Here is a 17531-nt window from a genome sequence, read left to right as displayed (position 1 = left end):
CAGCCCTTTCGAATCTGGTAGTGCTGGCCGCCACAGGAGTGGCCACGGCGCTCAGCCTCTCCCCGGCCTTCGCCGCCGACACCTTCAAGGTCTTTTTCGACCCATCCCTCGGCTCGTTCAGCAGCAACGGACCGACGGGAACCGGTGTGACCGGTGAGGCCACCTTCACATTCACGGGCGTAGGGAACGCGGTCAGCATGGCCATGGACCTCAAGAACACCTCCACGGCACCGATCACCGCCTCCCGGTTCGTGGGGATTGGCCTGCAGTTGCCCTCGGACGTCACCTTTCTCAGCTATACTCCCAGCTCGACCTTTGATGCCGTTGTCACCGATGGCACCCTCCCGCCTCTGGGCAGCTTTGCCATCTGCGTGACAGCTGCCAACCCTGACTGCCTTGCGAGCGGCAGTCCAAACGATGGGCTTGCCAATGGGGCTTCCGCCACTCCCGCTGGCACCTTTTCCCTTTCCTCCACCACCTTGGTGGGCTCCACGGCCTTCCGTGATGCCTTCGTGAGCCTGTTCGAGAACGCCACTTTCAATCCCTTCGCCGCACGATTCAAGGCGATTGCCGGTGGCCGAGGAGGCAGCGACAAGCTCACCGGCGTCCTCTGCACGGAGGCCAACGGTTGCCTGCCTCCGCCGCCTCCGGCCCCCGGCGACTCTGTTCCCGGCCCACTCCCTGTCCTTGGGGCGGCTGCAGCCTTCGGCTTCAGCCGCAGGCTTCGCTATCGCATCAAGTCCAGCTCCGTCAAGGTCTGAAGCGAGGTTTCTCCACTCCCTCGCAACGCTCCAGCACTTCCATCTCTCTGAAAGCCTGTTCATTTCGAGCAGGCTTTTTTCTTGGTGCCGATCCTCACTTCGCCTTGCCCGTCCGAGAGCCCAGCCATCCCCATGAGTGAGATCCCCCAGAACAGAAGTCTCAGCAGCTTCATCCTGTCCGACCGACTGGCTGTGGTCGCCTACACCCTTTTTGTGGTCTATCTGATCTCCGTTCTGGCTTTCAGTGTGCCCCCCAGGCTGCTGGATCCCCTCTGGCAGCTCACCACGATCAAGCTTTTGATCGAAGCGGCTCCGATTCCGCTGCTCGGATTGGCCCTGCTCCACCTCGCCGCCTACCTCAGCCCTCAGGACGACAAACTTCAGAGACGGCGCGATGGCCTTGCCCGGCTTGCCGTCCTGGCCTGCCTGGGTTTCCTACTGATCGTTCCCCTGCAGGGATTCACGGTCTGGAGGTCCTTCCGGCTGTCGAATGCGATCGCCGATCAGCAGCAGGCCAGCGCGACACAGCGGGCTGAGACGGTTCGCCAGGCCATCCAGCAGGCCGGCAGCGCTGAGGATCTTCAAAAGCGGCTGCTGGCGCTGCAGCGCCCTGACCTGCAGATCCGGCTCAACGCCGATCAGTTTCCATCCCTGCCTCTGCCGGAACTGAAGCAGCGCCTTCTCTTCCAGCTGGATCAGGCGGAAGGTCAGTTCAAGGCAAGATTTTCCAGACTGGATCCAGCCACCAACGATCGGCTGCTGCGGGAAAGCCTGCGCGTGATGGTCTCCTCCATCGCCCTGGCCATCGCCTTTGCGGCCCTTGCCCAACGCAGGAACAGCGCGGTGCCCTTTCTGGTGGAGCTGCCGTCCCTGCTGGCGCGCACGACCAGGGGCGGCCAGTCCAGCGCTGCGATGCCGTTCCGGAATTCCGCTGCCAAGCGCGAAGAGGAGTTCTTTGCCTCTCTGGCTCCCGAGGAGGAGGATCCTCGCCCAGGCCCCTAGCCGTTGTGCGACCTGGTCGGTCCTGCGCCTGACGTGTTCAAGTGCTGATTTGGCGAAACAGGCATGCCTATGGGCTCGTTGTCGAGTCCAGCAGGACCAGCTCTTGCCGGGCACCCCCAGCCCTATGGCGGCAGTGGATCCCGGCCTTGGAGCAGTGGCGCGGGCCCACAACCGCCCTTCGACTTAAGGATTGACTAAAGCGCCTTGATGCTTGGTGACAAAGCCTGTGGTAAGGTGAACGGACTTTCATGCTGTCGCAATGTTGGCCCCGGCCCGCCGCAACCAGTTCCTCACGGTCGGCTGCCTTGCTGGTCTCCTCGCTGCAGCCGCTCCTGCGATGGCGTTCACGTCCTTCGACGTGGATTTCGACAGCAGCATCGCTGGCACCAGCACCGAGTCGACGGGGGTCAAGGGGAAGATGACCTTCAGTTTCACCAAGAACACCGGCAACGAGTACACCCTTGATCTGGGCATCGCCAATACCACTCGGGTTCCCGGCGATCCCAGCGGGACGCTCGTGGGCTTTGCCTTCAACGTCCCCGGCACGAACAATACGCCTTCCGACATCAAGCTCCTTACCTACAATCCTCTGGATTCCAACTTCGGTGATGTCTTTGGTGCCACGGCCAACGGCTCTGAAGCCACGGTCAATAACAACACTGTTCTGACCATCGCCACCAACCCTCAGCCGGCTCCCTTCTCACCGTACGGATCATTCACCTTCTGTGCCCGTGATTCCGGCAACAATTGTGTGGGTGGTCAGGCCCGTGGATTGGCTGATGGGCAGTCCACCAGAGTCCGCTTCACCCTGGCCTCCAATGTGGCCAGTATCGATACGGCGGAAGAAGTCACCCAGTCCTTCTTCAACCTGTTCAATTCCTGGAATCCTGCCACCAACCCCAACGCTCCCCAAGTGGCCCTGCGGTTCCAGAACGTCACCACTTCCTCGGGCGTGTCCGGCCAGAGTGAAAAGGTCGGAGGCATCCCCAAGAAGCCTCCTCAGGCCCCCGGCGACGCAGTTCCCGGCCCGCTGCCCGTTCTTGGCGCCGCCACGGCCTTTGCCTTCAGCCGCAAGTTGCGCCGCAGGATCACCTCCGCCAACTTCCAGGCCCAACCTTCCGCCTAAGATCCTCCCTGTTTCTCGGCGTCAAGCCCTAACCTGGCCTTGATTGACTCTGCCGTTGATGGGGTATTCCATGCCACAGGCAGGCCTTGCCCATGGTGTCTGATTCCCCTTCAAGGGGTCGGGAAAGTGCAGTCCTCGCCGATCGCCTCTCGGTCTTCTCGATCACGCTCTTCGTCATCTATGGCGGCGGGGTGGTCGCCACGGCCATTCCCCTGCGGCCGCTCGACACCCTCTGGCAGCTGAGAGTCAGTTCCGCCCTGATCAGCGCCGCCGCCATCCCCTTGGTGGGCCTGGGCTTGTTGCATCTCGCGGCCTACCTGGATCCGGCTAATGCCGCCCTGGAGCGTCGCCGGGACTCCCTGGCCCGCTGGGCCGTCCTCGCTGTCCTGGGATTTCTGCTGCTGATCCCTGTGCAGGCCTATGCCTCCTGGAGCACGGTGACCACAGCAAGGGCCAGGCTGACGACCCAGCTGACCTCCGCCAACAGGAACTTCGCCCTGATCCGGGAAGCGATCAATGACGCCACCAGCCTGGAGGATCTGAAGGCGCGGCTGCAGGCGCTGGAGTCGCCGGAGCTGGGCATCCGCTTCCAGGACCTGGGCCTGCCGTTGCCGGAGACCCAGCGCCAGATGCTGATCCGCCTCAACGAGCTCGAGGAGCAGGTGAAGGCCAGGATCAAGGCGCCGCCACCGGAGGCCATCGAGAACGTGGTGACGAACGCGTTGCGGGTGATGGCCACCAGCCTCATCTATGCCCTGGCCTTTGCGATCGCGGCCCAGCGCCGTGGCCGTGAGGTGCCTCTGCTGGTTGAGGTGCTGACGATGTGGAGCGTTCGGCAACAGAGTCGCCAGAACCGACGCGGGACCCCCGCAGCCATCGAAGAGGACTATTTCGCCCAGCTCGCCCCGCCGGAGGACGATCCTCCCCCATCCCCCTGACCCACGACTGCATAAATCTGTGAGCAGGGTGAAAGATCTCCTGCTGTGGTGAATGTGGATTAAGGAAGCGTTCATGCGACCCACAGCCAAGCCCCCCCCAGAGGCTGATCGGAGGCCTCGCTGGACTCGGCCTCGGGGTGTTGGCTGCACTGGTCGGGCTCGCCGCCCCCGCCCAGGCCAAAAACGCCTTTGACGTGATCTTCGACAGCGGCATCGCCGGCACCAGCTTCTACAACACCGGCGTCAAAGCCCGGATGAGCTTCGACTTCCGCAAGGATCCGGGCAACGGCAACACCTACACCCTCGACCTCGGCATCACCAACACCCCGCCAGCGTCGGGCCCCTCCTCCGGCACCCTGGTGGGCTTCGCCTTCAACGAGCCGCTGCGCGACAAAGGCAGCGAGGCGATCTCCCTGCTGAGGTACAACCCGCTGGATTCGGGCTTCGGTAGGGTCTTCGGCGGTGTGAACAACACCACCCCCAACCAGCGCAGCCGCGGCGTGCGCGTCGACGAAGACGAATGGCTGGCGATCACAGGCTCGGCCACCGCCCCCTACGCCCCCTTCGCCAACTTCGACTTCTGTGCGCGGATGAGCAGCAGGGATGGCTGCCATGGAGGATCCGGCAGCACCGGCATCGGAGGAGGCAGCACCGTCAATGTTCAGTTCCAGCTGAAAGCCAACGACGCCTCCATCGCCACCGCCGACCAGGTGGCGGAGCGCTTCTACAATCTCTTCAACTCCTTCGACCCGGGTGACCGCTGGAGCAAGGCCCAGATTGCCCTGCGCTTCCAGAATGTCAAAAAGCCCAATGGACGTACGGAAAGCGGCGCCGAAAAGGTCACGGGGGCAGCGTTCTGGCGCATTCCAGATGAAGGGCCCACCGATGCGGTTCCCGGTCCCCTTCCCGTTCTTGGGGCTGCGGCAGCCTTCGGATGGAGCCGAAAGATGCGGCACCTGATCAGGCATTCCCCAACCCGCAGCAGCACTGAATTGTGACGTTGATCAACCGCACTCATTGATATCCAGGCCAGGATGCATGCAGGTGACTGGTCATAACCAGTCACATATTGGCCGCCCGGTCGGTTCGCAGACTGGCAACTTCCCCGCACGGTGATTGAAGTCACTGCGAGAAAGTTCTGCGGCCTGAATGCTTCCGATCCCGTGGCGCTCGCGTTCCATCCCAAAGACATCCACGCAGGAAAACAGGCAGGCCACCCTGGCTCCCGCACCGGGGCCCGGCTGTCCTGATGGCCGGCACCAAGGAATTCAGGGCCTTCGATTCGGCGATCCTGGCCGATCGGCTCGCTTTCATGGCGATTGCCCTGTTCGTCACCTACCTCATCACCCTGCTGTCCAGCGTCCTCCCCGTTCGCCTGCTGGACACGGACTGGCAGCTGCGCTTCATCGCCGCCTGCCTTGACTCGGCCACCATCCCCCTGGTGGCCCTCGGGCTGCTTCACCTTGCGGCCTACCTCGACCCCGAGAATCCTGTCCTGCAGAAACGGCGCGACGCCCTGGCCCGTCTCGCCATCGTGGCGGTCCTCGGCTTCCTGCTGATCGTTCCCCTGCAGGCCTTTGCCGGCTGGAACAGCGTGGTGGCGGCCAGGGCCAACGTGGCCCGCCAGCTCTCCGTCGCCAACGGCACCTTCGATCTCCTCCAGGAGACCATCACGACGGCCACCAGCCTCGACAACCTTCAGGCCCGACTCCAGGCGATTCAGACCCCAAGCCTGGGGATCCGCTTCGAGACCATTGGGCTGCCGCTGCCGGAAACCAAGCGCAGGATGCTGGCTCGCCTCCACGAGGTGAGGCAGGAGGTGACCGCCAGGATCCAGGCCCCGACTCCCAAGACCATCGAATCCGTGATCAGGGACAGCCTGCGGGTAATGCTCTCCTCGTTCGCCCTGGCCATCGCCTTCGCCATGGGCGCCCAGCGCAAGGGACAGGGGGTGCCACTGCTGGTGGAGTGGCACACGGCGATCAGCCTGCGGGGTCGGGCCCTTCCGGGCCTGTCCAACGGAGCCACAGAGGAGGAGTACTTCTCCCGCCTGGTCCCCGAGGACGACGACAGCTCGGAAACCGGCGTTCCCCCACCCCCCTGAGGCTTGCCGACCTGGGCTGCGGATGGCACCATCCCGGCAGGAAGAGGCCCGCATCGGAGCGCAGCGCCAAGTCTGCACATCCGTTACAAAACTGCAGGTCATGCTTAAAGGCGCTTAGGGCGATAGAGCTCTGCCCCTCAGGCTTCAGGAAGGGTTCCTCCAAGGTGCCGGCAGCCGTGGTGCCGACGGCTGGAACCCCTGGCAGCACTGGGATTCTGCCGTTCTCACCCCCTCCGGAGAGGCCCCAGCCCCCTCTGGCGACACCGTCCCGGCGGCCGATGGCCGGCCTCCCGGGTAAGGCCGCAGCGGCCGGCATGCAGCGATTTTTGAATCCGAAACCACAGGACTGGTGGTGCAATTCCAAGGAAATGCTCAGCGTCAGCCAGCCAACTCTCCCCGTGATTTGGCCTGTGCATAAAGGCTGCAAAGCTGCTGCAGAACGATGATGCCCCCGGAAACAAAGTCGATCCCTCCAGACCTCTGGGCGCAACGACTTTGAAGATCACCTGAAGCATCCGCCTGTCCATGGTTGGAGGCTCCTGGTGCTGATGGAACTCGCCGTCTTTTTACCCTCTCTCCGCCATGACTTACACCGCAACTGCAGGGGGCCAACAATCACTTTCCCCCCTGTTCCCTGAACTTTCCAACCAAACACGACGCTCCTCCGATACCAACCTCACCCTGCTCGCCGACGCGGCGCCGGCCACTGCCGAAGAGCCCGCCGCCGTGATCAACGCCGTTCTGGCGACGACCAAGGCCTCGCCTCCCCCCCGAGGCTCAGGCAACGCCCTGGACAACCTCGAAGCCAGCTATTCGGCTCCAGCCGCCGCACCGGCCGCCCTCTTCCAGAAGGGTGTCACCCTCGAGGCCACCACGGCGGTGGCCACGAACAGCCACCAGGTGCTGAACGATCCCTGGCCCGGGCAAGCTTCCGCCGCCGCCGCCACCGCGGCGGGTCCCGCCTGCGGCTGCCGGGCCTGCAGCGTGCTGGCCGTCACCACCGGTGACGGGGCCGCCGCCTGGGACACCACCACTGACCAGGCTCCCCTGGTCCTCAACAGCCTGGTCACCCTCGGCACGGGCGTGAACGTGAGCGATGTGTTCCGGTTGCACAGCAACCCGAACGCCACGAAGACGATCTATCTCGACTTCGACGGCTACCAGATCAACAACACGCCGTGGGAGAACGGCGGCAATCTGAGCCTCAAGGCCTTCTACAGCACCTTCGATTCCACCATCCTCACGGAGATCCAGCGCATCTGGCAGCGGGTGGCCGAAGACTTCTCCCCCTTCAACGTCAACGTCACCACCCAGGATCCCGGCACCGAAGCCCTGCGTAAATCCGGCACCGAAGCCCTGCGTAAATCCGGCACCGGCGATGACCGCTGGGGCATCCGGGTGGCCTTCACCAGCAACCTCAACCTGCTCACGGGCCAGGCGATCAAGAATGCCGGCGGCGGTGGCACCGCCTACTACAACAGCTTCAACTGGTCCACCGACGACGTGGCCCTGGTGTTCAACCGGGGCGAATACACCGCCGCCGAAACGGCCAGCCACGAAATCGGCCACACCCTTGGCCTCACGCACGACGGTGCCGGCACCACCACCGAGTACTACGGCGGCCATGGCGGCTCCGGTGCCACCAGCTGGGGCACCATCATGGGGGCGTCCTGGCTGGGCAACGACGAGCACCTCACCCAGTGGAGCAACGGTCAGTACGCCGGGGCCAACAACACCCAGGACGACCTGGCCACGATCACCAACGGCAACGGCTTCACGTACAACGCCGATGACCATGGCAACGCCTTCACCACCGCGACGGCGCTCACCGGGCTGACCTTCAGCAGCTTCGGGATCATCGAGCGGAACACCGACGTGGACATGTTCCGGTTCGATACCGGCGCCGGTCTGGTGACCTTCGACATCGTCAATGCCTCGCGGGCCTTCATCAACAGCGTCGGCTCCTACACCACCAGCTATCTCGCCGCGCGCGGCGCCAACCTCGACATCGCCGCGACCCTCTACCGGGCGAACGGGTCCGTGGTCCAGACCTTCAACCCGGCCGACCTGACCACCGCCAGCTTCTCCCTCAACCTTGACGCCGGCACCTACTACCTCGGCATCGACGGCGTCGGCTTCGGCACCCCCCTGGCCAGCACCCCCACCGGCTACACCGACTACGGCAGCCTCGGCCAGTACATGGTGAGCGGCACCGTCGCGCCCGCGGGCGGCACCACGACCCCCACACCCATCCCACCCCCCACCACAACCACACCGCCTCCCACCAGCACCACCCTGCAGGTGATCGATCCCAACGGCGCCGTTGAACTGCTGCGCGACACCACCAACAACCGGGTCTCCGTCCGCGTCAACGGCGTCACTTCGGCCGTCCGCCACCAGGGCAGCCAGATCACGACCACCCAGTTCGCCGATCGCCAGATCCTGGCCGCGGAAACCAACGCCTCCGGCCAGAACCAGATCCTCTGGAAGGTGGTCTCCACCGGCCAGATCCGCACCTGGACGCTGGATGGCAACTGGAACTTCGTCTCCTCCGACAACAACCTGGCCACACCCACCAGCAGCGCCGGCCTGCTGCTCCAGCAGCAGTTCATGGTCGATGCCAACGGCACCCCGCTGACCACCAGCCCGCCGCCGACCATCACCACGGGCACCGCCAGCACCCTTCAGGTGCTTGATCCCAACGGCGCCGTCCAGCTGCTGCGCGACACCACCAACAACCGGGTCTCGGTTCGCGTCAACGGTCTCACCTCCGCCGTCCGCTACCAGGGCACCCAGATCACGGCCACCCAGTTCGCCGATCGCCAGATCCTGGCCGCCGAAACCAACGCCTCCGGCCAGAACCAGATCCTCTGGAAGGTGGTCTCCACCGGTCAGATCCGCACCTGGACGCTGGATCGCAACTGGAACTTCGTCTCCTCCAACGCCCTGGCCACTCCCTCCAGCAGCGCAGGTCAGCTCCTGCTCCGGCAGTTCGCCGTCGATGCCAGCGGCTCTCCGCTCACCAGCACGGCCCAGAACGCCGCCCTGGAAACGGGCGAGCCAGAGACGGTCGACCCGATCATCGGCGGCGGCACCAGCCTCGCCCCGGCCGTCGACAACGACGTCCTCGGCGCCCCGATGGCCTTCGACGACACCCTGACGGCGGATCCGATCCTCACCAGCGATCCGATCCTGGCCCTGACGGAACTCGCCAGCCTCGGCGGCAGCCAACCCCTGGCCACCGATCCCCTGGTTTCGCCGTTCCCGGCCGCCGGCTTCGGCGCCACACCGACCACCCCCTGGCTGGTCGAGTCCCAACCGCTGCTGTGAGAGGTCACCCACGCGCCGGCGTTTCACGGCCCACAGATCCCAGAGCCGCTGCCTCACCGCAGCGGCTCTTCTGTTTGGTACCTCCTGAGGGATCAGGGCACCAGCCCCAGCGCCTCCTCCAGGCCGGCCAGCACCACATCGGCGGTGATCTTGATCCGATAGCGGCAGGCCTGGGTTTCGCTGCAGGCGAAGGTGCCGTGCTCCCAGTACTTGTTGCTGCCGGCGCCGCCGCCGCAGAGGCCGAAGTAGGCGCACTCGTCCCGGCAGCGGTCGGTGCCGGCGCGCATGTCCGCCAGGATGCGCCGGAACTTGGCGCTTTCCGCGATCGACACCAGGCTGTCGGTCAGCACATGGCCCAGCACGAAGTCGCCGTAGGTGTCGGTCTGCACCGCCAGCAGCTCCGGATCGAAGGTGGAGATCCGGCCACGCGCATCCACGTTGACGATGGCGAAGGGGTTGTTCATGTCGGTGCACGCCAGCCGGGCATCGGCCTGGGCCAGGCTGCAGATGCCCTCGAACTCCCGCACCCGCATCACCTCGGGCAGCTCCTGCCACAGCGACCAGAAGCGCTCGAGAAACCGGCGATAGGCGACCTCGGCCCGGGGGCGGCTGAGGGTGGAGACGCGGTTCTCCCCTTCGGTCTCCTCCATGTTGAAGGCCACGTCGGTGATGCCGTTCTCCACGAAGAAGGCAAACAGCTCGTCGGCGTGGCCGAGGGACTCCTCGGTGATCACGGCGATCACCTGGAAGGGGATGGCGCGGCGGCGCAGGTGCTCGATGCCGCGCAGCGTGGCGGCATGGGTGCCCAGGCCGGTGCGGGTGCGGCGGTGGACGTCGTGCAGGAAGGCGGGCCCGTCCATGCTCACGCCCACGGCGATGCCGTTGCGCTCGAAGCAGTCGCACCAGGCGTCGTTGATCAGCGTGGCGTTGGTCTGCACCGACTGGTGGATCGTCAGCGGCTCCCCCGTCCAGCCCTCCAACGCCCTCCGCACGCCATCAGCGGCGGCGTCATAGAAGGCGATCGGCACGGTGAGCGGTTCACCGGCGTGCCAGAGCAGGGTGAAGTCGCCGCCCACATAGGGGCTCTCCAGCACCCGCGCCAGGGCCGCCTCCAGCAGCTCCAGCGATAACCGCTGCCGGTCGTCCCGGTTGGGGAGGTAGCAGTAGTCGCAGTCGAGGTTGCAGTAGGGCGTCGGCTGCACCACCAGCAGCTGCAGCGGCCCGAAGCCTTCCGGGTTGCCCGGTGGCGGCGTGCCGATGGCGGTCACCAGAAGTTGCGGAAGCCGCCATTACGGAAGCCGCCGTTGCCCCAGCCCCCGTTGCGGAAGCCCCCGTTGCCCCAGCCCCCGTTGCGGAAACCGCCATTGCCCCAGCCGCCGTTACGGAAGCCGCCGTTGCCCCAGCCGAAGCGGGGCCCGCCGCCGTTGACGAAGATGTAGGCAAGCCGGCCGTCAGGAGCCTTGGCCCGGCCCGGCGCCCCTGCCGGCTGGCCCTCTGCCCCCGCCAGCTGGCCCGTGGCCTGTCCCATGGCCTCCGAGATGCGCCGCAGCCGGGCATCGATCGAGCCGGGGGCCGCCTCGATGGGAGTCGGGGACGCGGCGGCCGAGGCGGGCCTGGAGGGGCCGTCGACCACCGCCCTGGCCCCCGCGCCGGCCGGAGCCAGGGCGGCCAGCAACAGCAGGAAACCGAACAGACCGGAACGGGGGTGGTTCGTCATCGGGTTGCTGCCAGGAGGGAGGGGAGGCGGAAGAGTGGGGCGGAGCGGGGGCTTCAGGGGCGGGGCGCCGGGGCGGAGGCCCCCAGCTGGAGGCCTTCGCGGGTGAGCAGCACCGATTCGAAGAAGGCCCGCACCCTGTCAGCGGGGAGCTCCAGCACACCGGTGGGGCCGAACCAGGGGGCGACGCTGGCCACGGCATCGGGTCGCCCCTCCAGGTAGCCCTGGAAGAGGCTGGCGATGGCCAGGTTGACCACGTTCAGCAGCCGGGAATTGTTCTCCGGCACGATGCAGCCGACGCCGTAGCTCACATAGGGCTGCTCGGGCACCAGGGCCAGGCCGGAGAGCCGCCGCTCGTGCCGCAGGCCGGCCAGCACGTTGGCGTCACCCAGCACCCCCGCCACCTTTTTCTGCTCCAGGGCCGTGACGGCCTGGGGCAGGGTGGGGAAGCGGACCGCCCGGGCGGTGGGCTCCAGAGAACCGAGGAAACCGGCACCGAGGGATCCCTCCACCACCGCGATCGGCTGACTGGCCAGGGAGGCGGGGGAGCCATCGAGGCCGCCGCTGCCGGTGAGAAGCCGCAGGCCGGAAAGGCCGATGGGGAGGGAGAAGTCCACCAGCTTTTCCCGATCCCAGCTGAAGGGCACCCCGCAGGCGAGGCCGGCCCTGCCGCTGGCGACGGCCTCCACCGTGACGCCGATGCTGTCGACGGGGGCGAAGCGGATCCGCACCGATTCGCCGAGCTCCGCCTTCAGCTGGCGGTCGATGCGGCGGGCCAGGTCGACGGCGTAGCCCTCCGGCTCCCCCTTCGGCCCCATCCGGATCAGCGGCGGGCTGTCGGCGGGTCCCACCATGAGCACCTCACCGGAGGTGGACGCCTGTTGCAGCACCGCGTCGGCGGCTCGAGCCGGCACCCCCAGGCAGCAGAGGCAGGCCAGGGAACCCAGGGCCAGGGCCCTGCCGCGGCGGGATCGGAGGGAACCGGGGGCCACCGCAGCGGGAGAATCCATTCGCCGATCCGTGCACGTGCTGCACCATAGGGGCGGTTCCCTGGCTTGCCCACGGAAGCTACCGGGCTTGAAACGCAGGCCCAGGACCGGGCTCAGGCCAGCGTCGCCGCGAAGCGCATGCTCAGATCCAGCCAGGGGCTGCGGGTGACCGGGGCGCTGGTGGAGATCAGATCGATGCCGGTGGCGGCGTAGGCGCCCAGCTGCTCGGGCCGCACCCCGGAGGCCTCCAGCACCACCGCCGGCGCCAGGGCCCGCAGCCTGGGCACCAGGTCCGCCAGGGCCGCCGGGGAAAAGTCGTCCAGGAGCACCGCATCGGCCCCGGCCCGCACCGCCGCTTCCGCTTCGGCAGCCGTTTCGGCCTCCACGATCAACCGGGCCGGCCAGGGGGCCGAGGCCCGCACCGCCGCGACCGCGGCCGCCACGCCGCCGGCCCAGGCCAGGTGGTTCTCCTTGAGCATGGCGGCGTCATCGAGGCCGAGGCGGTGGTTGCAGCCGCCGCCGCAGCGCACGGCGTACTTCTCCAGCACCCGCAGGCCGGGGGTGGTCTTGCGGGTGTCGGCCAGGCGCACGCCGGTGCCCGCCAGCACCCGCACCAGGGCGGCGGTGGCGGTGGCGATGCCGGACAGGCGCATGGCCAGGTTGAGGGCCGTGCGCTCCGCCGCCACCAGGGCGGCCGCCGGCCCCTCCAGCTCCAGCAGCCGCTGGCCGGCCAGCACCGGCTCCCCGTCACCCACCAGCAGCCGCACCGAGGCCCGGGGGTCAAGGATCGCCAGCAGCGGCCCCACCAGCACCCCGCCGCAGAACACCCCGTCGGCGCGGCTGACCCAGTGGGCCCGGCCGCTGCAGCCGACCAGGGCCGGGGCCGTCAGGTCGCCGCGGCCGAGGTCCTCATCCAGCCACTGACGCAGCTGGGCCTCCAGCGCAGGGTTGAAGGGGAGCACCGGGGCCGGGTCCCCACCGGGTGACGTCACGGGCGGCCTCAGCTGCCCGCCGGTCCGGCCGGAGGGGCCGGCACCGGGGGCGGGGCGAAGGGCGGGCAGACCCGCTTCACCGGATCGCAGGCATAGATGGTGGGCTTCTGCCAGGCCAGGGGAATCTCCAGCAGGTCGCGGCTGCCGGTGATTCCCTGCGCCACGAACAGCACCGCCGCCAGGATCGAGGCGCTCAGGTGGATCCGTCGCCAGCGCAGATCCTTGAGGATCTCCGGGCGGGCGGCCAGGGAGAAGATCATCAGCCCCACCACCCCGACCCCGGCCCAGTAGTGGGACTGCCAGAACTCGGGGCTGAGCGGGTTGTCGCTGAGGCGCCACACCTCCGGCTGGGCCCCGAGGCCGAGCACCCCGGCCCAGGTGAGCAGGGCGAAGACGAGGCGGTAGCCCTTGGCCTTCACCTGCCAGAGGGCCAGCAGGGACACCACCGTGCCCACCAGCACCAGCAGCAGTTGCAGGGCACGGCCGGGCCCGCCGGTGAAGCCCTCCGCCGGCTGCTTGGTGACGATCACCACCGTGAGGGCCACGAGAACCACCAGCACCACGCCCGCCGAGAGCCATTGGCCCAGGTCGGCGTGGTCGCGGCCGGTGGTGGGGGGCAGCTTGGCCTTCTCGACCCGGCGCTGCCGGGCCTGGACCCCGAGACGCACCACCATGCCGATCAGGGGATAGATCAGCACCACCGCCAGGGCGGGGTGCAGGATCCAGAGCCAGTCGACCGTTTGCATTCGACGCTGGGAATCGTTTCCCAAAGCATTGGCGCTGGAGGTTAAGCGGTCAACAGGGGTGAGCGTTTCGTGATGGCGGCCGGAGGTGGCCGGAAGTGGCCGGGAGCTATTTGCCGATGCAGAAGCGGGAGAAGATCCGCTCCAGCACCGCCTCGCTCACCTCCTCGCCGGTGATCGCCCCGAGGCCGGCGATGGCGCCGCGCAGGTCGATGGTCCAGAAGTCCCAGGGCAGACCCAGCGCGGCGGTCTCGAGCGAGCGCTCCAGGCTGGTGGCCGCCGCCGCCGCCAGCTGCCGCTGCCGGCCGTTGAGGGCCACCTGCAGCCCCTGGACGTCGCCAGCGCCGCAGAGGCCCAGCAGGGCCGCCACCAGGTCGTCGCGACCCGCGCCGGTGAGGGCGCTGATGGTCACCAGGGGCCCATCCGGCGGCACGCCGGTCGAAGCGGCCCCGGGCGGGAGGGCGTCGGATTTGTTGCCCACCAGCAGCAGGGGCACCCCCTCCGGCACCAGCTCCCTCAGCTCCTCGTCGGCGGCGGACCAGCCGGCCACCCGATCGAAGAGCAGCAGCACCGCATCGGCTCCCGCCAGGGCCTGGCGGCTGCGTTCGATGCCCAGCCGCTCCACCCGGTCGTCCGTCGCACGGATCCCGGCGGTGTCGAGCAGGGTCAGGGGCACCCCATCGAGCACCAGGTCGCTTTCCAGCAGGTCGCGGGTGGTGCCCGGCAGGTCGGTGACGATGGCCCGCTCCCGGCGGCTGAGCAGGTTGAGCAGGCTCGATTTGCCCACATTGGGACGGCCGACGATGGCCACCCGCAGGCCCTCGCGCAGCAGCTCCCCCTGGCGGGATTCGGCCACCAGCCGCTCCAGCTCGTCCCGTACCGCCTCCAGTTCGGCCCGCACCAGCGTCCCGTCGAGGGGGGGCAGGTCCTCCTCAAAGTCGACCCGGGCCTCCAGTTCGGCGAGCTGGTCGAGCAGGCGCTCCCGCAGACCGCTGATGCGGCGCTGAAGGCCGCCGTCGAGGCCGGCCATGGCCAGCTCGGCCGCCCGCTGGCTGCGGGAGGCGATCATCTCGGCGATCGCCTCGGCGCGGGTGAGGTCGAGGCGGCCGTTGAGGAAGGCCCGCTGGCTGAACTCCCCCGGGCCGGCCAGGCGGGCACCGGCGGCCAGCACCAGCTCCAGCACCCGCCGCACGGCGACCAGCCCCCCATGGCAGTGGAACTCCACCACGTCCTCCCGGGTGAAGCTGCGGGGGGCCCGCATGGGCAGCAGCAGGGCCTCATCCACCCGCTGCCCATCGGCCGGATCCACCACATGGCCGTAGAGCACCCGGTGGCTCTCCCAGGCCTGGGCGCCGGGGGCCACGAACAGGCGCCGGCCGATGGCCTCGGCCTGCGGCCCCGAGAGGCGCACGATCGCCACGCTGCCGGCCCCCGCGGCCACGGCGGTGGCAATGGCGGCGATGGTGTCGCCCGGGAGCGGGGGGAAGGGGGGAATCAAGACGGGGAGGGGCTGGGGCCGCTCAGGTGGCGCTGGAGGACACCCAGCAGGATCAGCCCGAGGCTGGCGAGAACGCCGGGCGTGAGCGGTTCGTGCAGGACGGCCGCGGCCGTGAGCACCGTGACCATCACACTGGCGCTGCCGGCGAAGGCCACCTGGGTGACGCTGAAGCGGGCGTTGCTCAGCTGGCGCAGGATCTCCGTCCCCAGGCTGAGGGTGAGGCCGTAGATGACGATCACGCCGACCACCCACCAGAGCTGGAGAAGGAAGAAGTGCTGGGGGCCATAGATCAGCAGGGCGAACAGTCCGAACACCAGGGCGCCCACCAGGTTGGTGACACCGCCGGTGAGGCCGCGGGACAGGTGCTGGGCCACCAGTTGGCGGCGCAGGCAGTTGCGCGTGGCCGTGGCGATCACCGCCAGCAGCGCCCAGAGCAGTCCCGGCAGCTGATCCATACCCATGCCGAGGCCCGAGCCGAAGACCCTGCCGACCACCAGGCCCATCAGGATCAGGGCCAGGCTGAGGGCAAAGCGTTCTGGCAGCCGTTCCTTCAGCCACCACAGCGCCAGCAGGGCCGAGGCCGGCAGGGTGAGGGCTATGTAGAAGGCGAGCGGGGCCAGAAAGCAGCCGAGGAAGGCATCGGCGGCGATGGCGAGACGGACCCGGGGACGGAGGCCATCGATCTCCCGTCCCACATCCACGGGCTCGGCGACCAGCAGCGCCAGGCCGATCATCAGCTGCGAAAGGAAAAAGACATTGCAGAAGCTGATCGGATTTTCACCAGCGATGGCGTGGGCCGCCCCCTGCAGCTGCAGCCCCTTGAGCACCGTGCTGCGCAGGCCCGAAACCACGCTGTAGCCGATCAGGACGAGCGCCGTCATCGCGGCGGGGCGGTGCCGGGCGGGAACGGCTGGGGCTCGGAAGGGAAGGGCTCGCCCCCCTGCTGCAGCACACGGCCCGTGAGGCCATCGACCTGCAGATAGCCGTCCGCCCAGCCGGCCAGCACCGCGAAGGTGGCGGGGCCGGTGGCGAAATAGCGCCCAATCGCCGCCCGGGAGACATAGCGACCCATGGCCTGATAACGCTCCAGCACCCTGCTGCGGCTGAGGGATTCGGGCACGCTCACATGCAGCAGAAACACCCGGTAACCCATCGCCCTGAGCTCCGGAATCAGGCGTCGGTAGCGATCGGCCCGGCTCATGGTTCCATCGTAGAGAAGGTCGAAACGGCAGGGCCGGCCGATGGCGGCCAGGAGCCGATCCACCAGCACGCCGCTCTCGGCCTGGGTGAGATCCGCATTCCAGCCGCGGTACGCCGGCAGCTGGGCCCGCAAGGCATCGGCATCGATGCGCAGCGTGCCCGGTGCCAGGGCCACCGGAGCATGGGTGCGGAGCCCGGTGGATTTCCCCGCCCCGGGGGGGCCGCCGGTGAGGATCGCGATCGGTGATCTGTGGGACACACAGACAGCCTTCTTCTGCGCTGCCGCGATGATGCGCTGCCGTTCCGATTCAGGGCTGCTGATCGGGGGGAAACGGCTCAGACATCGCTCCAGAAAGTCGATCGCCGCCGGCGAGATCTGCGGCTGACCCGAGACCTCCAGGATCTGGCAGCTGGCGGGAAGGGCCTCGATCGCCCTGGCCTCCGGCAGCGGCGCGACCCCGGAGACCAACCCCACCAGGCCGCACCGCAGCAGCAGGAGCGAGGCGTGCCGCACAGCCCATCCGATCACCCAGGGACGCTAGGCGGGAGGCCCCGCCACGGCCACGGTCGGACGGACCGCCGGGCAGCGGGGGATTCCTTCCCTTAACGTTTTTGCGGTGCTCACCACGGCCCAGCGCCGCCGGCCGAACGCCCCATCCTCCGCGCCCGGACCCTCACTTCTGGCCCTGCGAACCCTGAAACGTCGCCTCCGCCAGGCCATCGAATGGGTCTGGCGCCAGGAGGGCAGCCATGGCCAGCGGGCCCGGGGGCTGGCGGCCGGGGTGTTCATGGGCTGCTTCCCGATCTTCGGCTTCCAGACCCTGCTGGGGGTGGCGCTGGCCAGCCTGGTCCGAGGCAACCACCTGCTCGCCGCCGCCGGAACCTGGATCAGCAATCCGATCACCGACATCCCCCTGATCTGGTTCAACCACCGGATGGGCAGCCTGCTGCTGGGGCCCGGCAGGGGCTGGCCGGGACGCCTGACCCTGCACCACGAGACCCTGCGCCAGCTGGGCTGGGACTTCACCTCCCGGCTGCTGCTCGGTTCGGCGGTGGTGGGGGTGGTGGCGGCCACCCTGAGCGGCTTCCTCTGCCTGCGGTGGCTGGAACGCCGCCAGCGGGCCTCCTGAACGC

At 68.1% G+C, this 17531-nt stretch carries 16 protein-coding genes; 8 read left to right on the top strand and 8 right to left on the bottom strand.

Annotation, left to right across the window (positions count from 1 at the left end; genetic code table 11):
- The first annotated feature begins 20 nt into the window (after nt 1-20).
- The 7 genes from KBZ08_RS07585 to KBZ08_RS07555 all read left to right on the top strand — a co-directional run bounded on the left by KBZ08_RS07585 (nt 21) and on the right by KBZ08_RS07555 (nt 9261).
- Nucleotides 21-761: a cistern family PEP-CTERM protein gene (locus tag KBZ08_RS07585; RefSeq protein WP_254972272.1), complete on the top strand. Its 741-nt coding sequence runs from the start codon at nt 21-23 to the stop codon at nt 759-761.
- A 132-nt stretch (nt 762-893) separates the two neighbouring features.
- Complete coding sequence (locus KBZ08_RS07580; RefSeq protein ID WP_254972271.1) at nt 894-1763, top strand: HpsJ family protein; 870 nt, start codon at nt 894-896, stop codon at nt 1761-1763.
- A gap of 337 nt (nt 1764-2100) precedes the next feature.
- On the top strand, nt 2101-2889 hold the full coding sequence (locus KBZ08_RS07575) for a hypothetical protein (RefSeq protein ID WP_254972270.1): 789 nt from the start codon (nt 2101-2103) through the stop codon (nt 2887-2889).
- A gap of 92 nt (nt 2890-2981) precedes the next feature.
- Nucleotides 2982-3827: a hypothetical protein gene (locus KBZ08_RS07570; RefSeq protein WP_254972269.1), complete on the top strand. Its 846-nt coding sequence runs from the start codon at nt 2982-2984 to the stop codon at nt 3825-3827.
- A 140-nt stretch (nt 3828-3967) separates the two neighbouring features.
- The gene (locus tag KBZ08_RS07565; protein WP_254972268.1) at nt 3968-4825 is read left to right on the top strand and encodes a hypothetical protein; all 858 of its coding nucleotides are present in this window, start codon (nt 3968-3970) and stop codon (nt 4823-4825) included.
- A 251-nt stretch (nt 4826-5076) separates the two neighbouring features.
- Complete coding sequence (locus KBZ08_RS07560; protein ID WP_254972267.1) at nt 5077-5931, top strand: hypothetical protein; 855 nt, start codon at nt 5077-5079, stop codon at nt 5929-5931.
- Nucleotides 5932-6513: 582 nt separating this feature from the next.
- Nucleotides 6514-9261: a M12 family metallo-peptidase gene (locus KBZ08_RS07555; protein ID WP_254972266.1), complete on the top strand. Its 2748-nt coding sequence runs from the start codon at nt 6514-6516 to the stop codon at nt 9259-9261.
- A 92-nt stretch (nt 9262-9353) separates the two neighbouring features.
- On the opposite strand, the gene grrM is transcribed toward KBZ08_RS07555, so the two are convergent.
- From grrM to KBZ08_RS07515, 8 genes are all read right to left on the bottom strand, one after another.
- Nucleotides 9354-10529: a cyclophane-forming radical SAM/SPASM peptide maturase GrrM/OscB gene (grrM, locus tag KBZ08_RS07550; protein WP_254972265.1), complete on the bottom strand. Its 1176-nt coding sequence runs from the start codon at nt 10527-10529 to the stop codon at nt 9354-9356.
- Nucleotides 10526-10978 carry a GrrA/OscA1 family cyclophane-containing rSAM-modified RiPP gene (gene grrA / locus KBZ08_RS07545; RefSeq protein ID WP_254972264.1) on the bottom strand — a complete coding sequence of 151 codons (453 nt, stop codon included), beginning with the start codon at nt 10976-10978 and terminating at the stop codon, nt 10526-10528. Before grrA ends, grrM begins: the two co-directional genes overlap by 4 nt.
- 53 nt (nt 10979-11031) lie before the next feature.
- Nucleotides 11032-11967 carry an extracellular substrate binding-like orphan protein GrrP gene (gene grrP / locus KBZ08_RS07540; RefSeq protein ID WP_254972263.1) on the bottom strand — a complete coding sequence of 312 codons (936 nt, stop codon included), beginning with the start codon at nt 11965-11967 and terminating at the stop codon, nt 11032-11034.
- Between the two features lie 110 nt (nt 11968-12077).
- A complete protein-coding gene (gene nadC, locus KBZ08_RS07535; protein ID WP_254972262.1) occupies nt 12078-12956 on the bottom strand; it encodes a carboxylating nicotinate-nucleotide diphosphorylase in 879 nt (292 codons plus the stop codon).
- Nucleotides 12957-12964: 8 nt separating this feature from the next.
- On the bottom strand, nt 12965-13702 hold the full coding sequence (locus KBZ08_RS07530) for a DUF4079 domain-containing protein (protein ID WP_106219381.1): 738 nt from the start codon (nt 13700-13702) through the stop codon (nt 12965-12967).
- Between the two features lie 106 nt (nt 13703-13808).
- Nucleotides 13809-15194: a tRNA uridine-5-carboxymethylaminomethyl(34) synthesis GTPase MnmE gene (mnmE, locus tag KBZ08_RS07525; RefSeq protein ID WP_254972361.1), complete on the bottom strand. Its 1386-nt coding sequence runs from the start codon at nt 15192-15194 to the stop codon at nt 13809-13811.
- Entirely contained in the window at nt 15194-16078 is an 885-nt protein-coding gene (locus KBZ08_RS07520; RefSeq protein WP_254972261.1) for a hypothetical protein, read from the bottom strand. Before KBZ08_RS07520 ends, mnmE begins: the two co-directional genes overlap by 1 nt.
- The gene (locus tag KBZ08_RS07515) at nt 16075-16926 is read right to left on the bottom strand and encodes a zeta toxin family protein (protein WP_254972260.1); all 852 of its coding nucleotides are present in this window, start codon (nt 16924-16926) and stop codon (nt 16075-16077) included. The genes KBZ08_RS07520 and KBZ08_RS07515 overlap by 4 nt, the downstream gene beginning before the upstream one ends.
- Nucleotides 16927-17092: 166 nt before the next feature.
- Here KBZ08_RS07515 and KBZ08_RS07510 point away from each other — a divergent pair, with 166 nt between their 5' ends.
- Nucleotides 17093-17527 (top strand): DUF2062 domain-containing protein, encoded by a 435-nt coding sequence (locus KBZ08_RS07510; RefSeq protein WP_396103654.1) that lies wholly within the window; start codon nt 17093-17095, stop codon nt 17525-17527.
- The last annotated feature ends 4 nt before the right edge of the window (nt 17528-17531 follow it).

Origin of the sequence: Cyanobium sp. Candia 9D4, from assembly GCF_024346155.1 — a bacterium.
GTDB lineage: Bacteria > Cyanobacteriota > Cyanobacteriia > PCC-6307 > Cyanobiaceae > Cyanobium > Cyanobium minutissimum.
Note: the sequence above shows the minus strand (reverse complement) of the source record. Positions and strands in the feature narration are given on the sequence as shown.

Bases quoted from the DNA above. Each gene is read 5' to 3' on its own strand.
- grrA (WP_254972264.1), bottom strand. From the start codon at position 10,978: ATGACGAACCACCCCCGTTCCGGTCTGTTCGGTTTCCTGCTGTTGCTG.
- KBZ08_RS07560 (WP_254972267.1), top strand. From the start codon at position 5,077: ATGGCCGGCACCAAGGAATTCAGGGCCTTCGATTCGGCGATCCTGGCC.
- KBZ08_RS07570 (WP_254972269.1), top strand. From the start codon at position 2,982: ATGGTGTCTGATTCCCCTTCAAGGGGTCGGGAAAGTGCAGTCCTCGCC.
- KBZ08_RS07580 (WP_254972271.1), top strand. From the start codon at position 894: ATGAGTGAGATCCCCCAGAACAGAAGTCTCAGCAGCTTCATCCTGTCC.
- KBZ08_RS07520 (WP_254972261.1), bottom strand. From the start codon at position 16,078: ATGACGGCGCTCGTCCTGATCGGCTACAGCGTGGTTTCGGGCCTGCGC.
- KBZ08_RS07555 (WP_254972266.1), top strand. From the start codon at position 6,514: ATGACTTACACCGCAACTGCAGGGGGCCAACAATCACTTTCCCCCCTG.
- KBZ08_RS07575 (WP_254972270.1), top strand. From the start codon at position 2,101: ATGGCGTTCACGTCCTTCGACGTGGATTTCGACAGCAGCATCGCTGGC.
- KBZ08_RS07530 (WP_106219381.1), bottom strand. From the start codon at position 13,702: ATGCAAACGGTCGACTGGCTCTGGATCCTGCACCCCGCCCTGGCGGTG.